Here is a 5,726-nt window from a genome sequence, read left to right as displayed (position 1 = left end):
CTCACTTTCACATTTGATTCCCTTGTTACTTTTGCTCATCATCTTACCAACACAATCTTCGAAGCCACATGATGACTGCAAGAAAACTGCTTAATACATATCTATCGTTTGAAAAGCTTTTTAACTGAATACTAAAGTTCAGCATTGGGATTATATAACGATTCCCCCTATCTATAAAGTTGATGGGACATTAAACTGAACTGCACCCCAATTGTTAGACACAAAACTAACAATTGGGGTGCAGTTCACATATAGACGATCTCCTTGTTGTGTTAAAGCACTCCGTTAGTTCAAGAATAGATGGTTTTAATCATTGTTATTATAATCATTATGGTTATTATGATTGTTATGGTTGTGAGGGTTGTGAGGGTTATGAGGGTTATCAAAGTCATCATCATTTTCTTGTTCAATTTTTAAAATTTTTCCTGTTTTTGCGAGTATCTCTACTTCAAATATTCTACCTTGTGATGTCATAATGAAAACTTCATAAACTAAAACACCATTTTCTAAATCCATATCTACATGTAGAACCCTCCCAGGTACACGTTGTAGGGCAATTGCTTGAGCTTGTTGCTTCGTAATTCTTTGTCTATACATTGATGTAGGGTTGCTATGATAATAATTTTCATACATTTGAAATTTCTCTCCTTCTTAAAAGGTTCAACTCATTTATCCATATGTATTAGACAAATTATAGGTGCGACATAAGAATCATCTTCTTAAAGTAACCTGCCCTATAGTTGAATAAGAAAAAGCGATACCCCTTATTGAAGCATCGCACCCGTTAGTTGAAGTATAAAAACTTAACAATCTCAACTCAACAAGTAGTCTCCTCACATGACCAATCACTTACATGTTTCAAGGTAATATCAATAAAACTTGATAATGCTGGGGAGACCCATTTATTTTTGTGAAAAAGGACTTGGGAGTATATCTGTTTTAAATCAGCCTCGCAAGGAATAATTTTTAATTTTCCTTCCTGGATTTCATCCTGTACAGTCATTAAAGGTAAATAAGCAATACCAAGCCCACTCATTACAGAACGCTTTATCGCTTCAACACTCCAAAGTTCCATGATGTTGGAAGGTACAATTCCTTTATCACGCAGGAACTCTTCAAATATTCTTCGATAACTGCCTTCCTTCTCGTTAGTAATTAAACACTCGCTAAGCTTCTGATTTTCATAACCTTTAGGCAAACTATCCAGTGAACAATCAGGACTTCCAACGAGAACAATTGGCTCATTCATTAATGGATAGATGACTAAATCTGAATCTTCAAACTGTGGCAACATGACAAATGCAACATCTGCACTACCATCAACTATTGCTTTCTTGTTATCTCCGCAAGTGGCATTACTTAAACGGATACTTACATGAGGAAATTTCTTTCGATATTCTCTTAATATTGGCTCTAGGCGAAATACTGTTAAAGACTCAGGAGCAGCAATCTTTAACATTCCTCTAATCTCTTTTTCCTCACTGGTAATGCTTTCAATCCTTCCATAAGTATCTAAAATCTCTTGAGTATAGGGCAACAACTTCTTGCCAATATCAGTCAACCTTACTTTTCGACCCATCCGATCAAACAGAGGTGCACCTAAATGTTCTTCAAGCGTTTGAATATGAGAAGTCACTGTGGATTGAGTGTACCCTAAATGTTCTGCTGCTTGTGTAAAGCTACCCGTTTCAATGATCTTTTTAAACGTAATAAAATGGCGTATTTCCATCATTTCACCCACTTTTATTTTATTCTTACTTCTATAGTATCAAAAAAATCAATGGATAACTTCATAAACTTCAATTTTACTAATGATTAGTTGCGAGTTAATATTAGGAAAAAACAGGAGGATATTATATGAACACAACGGAGGTGGTTGAGTTTTGAAACGTATACACTATAGCTGGTTTATTCTTGCCGTAACATTTTTCTCCATTATTGTAGCCGGAATTGTCATGTCATCATCAGGGGTTTTCATAGATCCTTTCGAAAAGGAATTTGGCTGGGATCGATCTGTTATTGCACTCGCTTTTGCCATTAGTATGTTTTTATTTGGTATATCAGGTCCTTTTATGGCAGCATTACTTAATGTGATTGGCTTAAAGAAAATGATGATCGTTTCTATGACAACTTTGCTGACAGGTATCATACTAACCTTCATTATGAATCAATCTTGGCAGATGATTATCATTTGGGGCTTAATTATCGGGCTGGGATCAAGTCTTTTTTTAACGGTGTTAAGTCCATATGTAGCGAATCATTGGTTTGAGAAAAGAAGAGGTCTTGCAGTAGGAATATTAACGGCAAGCACAGCGACAGGTCAGTTAATTCTACTTCCTGTCTTAGCAGCTATTATCGATCAGTATTCGTGGCGCTGGGCCATTGGTTTAATTATGATCCTTAGTTTCACCATGCTTATCATAATCTTTTTATTTATGAAAAACACACCAAAGGATATTGGTATTCTTCCATATGGACTTGAAGAAGAAATACAAGAAAGCCATGAAGGGCAAAAGGAAAACCCTATTGTTACAGCCTTCAATGGTTTATTCGAAGCTGTGAAAGTTAAGGAATTCTGGTTATTATCTGGTAGTTTCTTTATTTGTGGCCTTTCAACGAGCGGTTTAATTGGTACACATTTTGTTTCTTACTGTATGAGTTTTGGAGTACCTTTAGTTACAGCGGCTTCTTTTCTTTCGTTTATGGGAGTCTTTAATCTAGTAGGAACAACTCTATCCGGTTGGCTGTCAGATCGTTTCGATAATCGATGGCTATTATTTTGGTACTATGGTTTAAGAGGGGCTTCTCTTGTATTACTTCCTTATGCATTAAATGAAGGTTCCACTACTATGCTAGTGATCTTTACGGTGTTTTATGGATTAGATTGGATTGCAACCGTTCCACCGACTATTGGTATCTCAAGACAAATCTTCGGCACTAATAAAAGTGGAATAATTTATGGTTGGATTTATGCATCTCATCAGGCAGGTGCTGCAGTAGCTGCTTATGGAGGAGGGCTAATCTATAAGTTTTTCAACACTTACACTTGGGCGTTCTTCTTGGCAGGAGTTTTCTGTTTATTAGCAAGCTTATTTGTCATTATTATAAGAAAACAACATTCAAGTCAATTAATTAAAGAAGAAGTAATGACTTCATAGCCATGCATTGAAAGCTAAAATTAATGTATTTACTTTACTCTCACAGCACAAGATATGTTATATGACAAAGTGTTTATAGATTCTGGCAATCAACCTGTATTCAAGAGAATTTATATTTTAGTTACAACTTGAAATAATAAAGCCAAATTTCTAGGTACTGCAACAAGAAATTTGGCATTTTTTATTTAAATTCACTTAAATTCTATTCTGCTTTTTCTTAACGCTTTCAGTAATTATTTTTCCTTCTTCAACTAACCTGCCCCGTTAGTTGAAGAAGCACAATACATTTAAGAAATACAAATTTAATTTATTCCGCCTCAAAATGGCTCATTTTACTGATGCACCTTTTGTTAATTTGTTTTCGTTTGGCTACTTAATTAGTGACTACCAAATGAATAATCCGACTACCATAGCACTTAACAAGGAGACAGCCATCCCACTCACTAACATCCTCCATACATTTCTTCCAATGATATGCGATTTTTGTTCATCTAGAATAGAATTAAACGTTCCGTAAATCATGCCAACTGTACTGAAATTTGCGAATGAAGTTAAAAAAGTCACTGCTACCGCAATAGTATGCGGAGCCAATCCTCTAATCTGATCTTTTAAGTCGAGCATTGCAACAAACTCATTTGTAGCCAGTTTTATTCCCATTAATTGAGCTACATACATAGCATCGTCTCCAGTTAAACCTAGCAAATATGCAAATGGGCTAAAAATAATGGAGAATATTTTTTGTACGGTCAAACCGTGAACAAATACTCCTAATATACCATTTACAGCCGCTGTTAAAGCTACATATCCAATAACCATAGCTGTGATAACAATGACCATTCTTATGCCAACAAGCATACTGTTTGAAATGGTTGAAAAGAAATCCTTTCGTTCCCCTTTATCAGGAACGTAAACAATATCTTCTTCTTTGCTCACCTTTATTGGGTTCAGCATGTTTGCTATCAGTAAGGCATTCAAACAATTTAATGGAATAGCAACAAATACATAAGTAGCAGGCACCATAGATAAATATGCTCCAATGATTGAGCCGCTGATGCTGCTCATACTCATAATTCCGAACGTCAGCAGACGCTGCTCTCTTAATACACTTAATTGATGGCGAATAACCGCCAACGCTTCAGTGTTTCCAAGAAACATCATCTGAATAGAAAAAAAGCTCTCTAGCTTTGGCAGACCTGATAGTTTGGAGATGAGCCAGCCTACTTTATCGATGAGCCATGTCAATATCCCGAAATAGGTTAAAATGTCAAAGAAAGTGACAATGAATATAATTGGCATTAAGGCACTAAAAAAGAAATCAATTTGCTCGTTTCCCATCGCTGATGGGAATACAAACGAGATCCCTTGATTTGCACAATCAACTAACCATGTAAAAAAGGATGCAATTTGATTAATGACCCACGTGCCTATGGTAGTTGATAGCATGAACCATGTCATAAGCAATTCAGCGATCAACAAAAAGAAAATAGCTTTCCATTTAACATCCCGTTTTTCAGGAGAACATAAGTAAACCAAACCAATTACCACAAATACCCCGATTACATTTAATAGAAAGTACAATGATTAACATCTCCTTATCTCTACCATCTCCAAGCAACTTAATTTAATGTTTGTTTTTTTTACATCTTTCATGTACTTAGAAACGAAATTATATCAATGAACCAATAATCAAAAGCCAAAGTACTTTAATAAAGTTGAAAAAATAAAAAGGTAACATTACACGGGGGAACGTTACCTTTTTTAAGCAATACATTTTATTATTTTTCAGATGATATGACAGTAATCACGGTTATATCTTTTCGATATAGCAAGTGTACTCGAATTAATAAACTCTCTCCCATTTATCAAAATCCTTCTTTAACTAAACTGCTTCTATAGTTGAATAAGAAAAAGCGATAACCCTTATTGAAGCATCGCTACCCGTTACTTTAAGTACACTTCTTCACAAACTAACTTACATAATCAAATAGACAAATTTTACAAGTAGCGAATAATTTTGTTTCGTCCACTTGGCGAAATTAACTTTCTTGCTCCATTGCTAAGTAGCGTTTAATCTTTAAACTTTTATTTCGAATCATAGAATTATAATCAATTGTTGGAGGGAAATTTGTTAATATTTCAAATAGTTCTTCCGTTTGTGGATAATTATTAAAGTCCACTTTCTTCTTTCGAATGACATCAATCATAATATCTAAATAGTTATCGATTGTAAAAGTGTCTTCGAATGGACGTATTTCCATTCTCATTCGTTTCTGTTCTTCTTTTGTTCTTCTTTTGTTCTTGTTTGGTTGCTGTGAGTTCCCTGTGGGGTTGCCCTCATGCCTTGCTGTTCCTTGCTATTGGCTTGTGACTTCCCTTATCCTGTGGGCTGTGCTGTAGGCTATGAGTGGGGTTGCTGCAAGGCGTGTCCTACCTCTCTATTAGTGGCACTGCGTAAGCCCACTATATAGACCACTGTTTATGATTGACACTTTTGATAGATCCTCGCCTCTTGTTTTTATTGGGCTAATAGTGGCCAATCAATTGTGTGAGTTATGATAGTCTTATGAA

General features: G+C 35.3%; 5 protein-coding genes. 1 reads left to right on the top strand and 4 read right to left on the bottom strand.

Annotated features, from left to right (window positions below):
• Positions 1 to 306 precede the first annotated feature (306 nt).
• Together V7068_RS22070 and V7068_RS22065 are read right to left on the bottom strand one after the other, a co-directional pair.
• On the bottom strand, positions 307 to 633 hold the full coding sequence (locus V7068_RS22070; RefSeq protein WP_499714567.1) for a PepSY domain-containing protein: 327 nt from the start codon (positions 631 to 633) through the stop codon (positions 307 to 309).
• A gap of 184 nt (positions 634 to 817) precedes the next feature.
• The gene (locus V7068_RS22065; RefSeq protein WP_499714566.1) at positions 818 to 1,732 is read right to left on the bottom strand and encodes a LysR family transcriptional regulator; all 915 of its coding nucleotides are present in this window, start codon (positions 1,730 to 1,732) and stop codon (positions 818 to 820) included.
• Between the two features lie 151 nt (positions 1,733 to 1,883).
• Here V7068_RS22065 and V7068_RS22060 point away from each other — a divergent pair, with 151 nt between their 5' ends.
• Positions 1,884 to 3,158, top strand: coding sequence for an MFS transporter (locus V7068_RS22060; protein ID WP_499714565.1), 1,275 nt, complete (start codon positions 1,884 to 1,886; stop codon positions 3,156 to 3,158).
• Positions 3,159 to 3,542: 384 nt separating this feature from the next.
• Here V7068_RS22060 and V7068_RS22055 read toward each other — a convergent pair whose 3' ends face one another.
• Both V7068_RS22055 and V7068_RS22050 read right to left on the bottom strand, forming a co-directional pair.
• Positions 3,543 to 4,736, bottom strand: coding sequence for a nucleoside transporter C-terminal domain-containing protein (locus tag V7068_RS22055; protein WP_499714564.1), 1,194 nt, complete (start codon positions 4,734 to 4,736; stop codon positions 3,543 to 3,545).
• A gap of 458 nt (positions 4,737 to 5,194) precedes the next feature.
• Positions 5,195 to 5,422, bottom strand: coding sequence for a hypothetical protein (locus V7068_RS22050; RefSeq protein ID WP_499714563.1), 228 nt, complete (start codon positions 5,420 to 5,422; stop codon positions 5,195 to 5,197).
• Between the last annotated feature and the right edge of the window lie 304 nt (positions 5,423 to 5,726).

This window comes from Bacillus sp. JJ634, assembly GCF_036962285.1.
In the GTDB taxonomy this organism is placed as follows: Bacteria; Bacillota; Bacilli; order Bacillales; family DSM-1321; genus Peribacillus; species Peribacillus asahii_A.
Note: the sequence above shows the minus strand (reverse complement) of the source record. Positions and strands in the feature narration are given on the sequence as shown.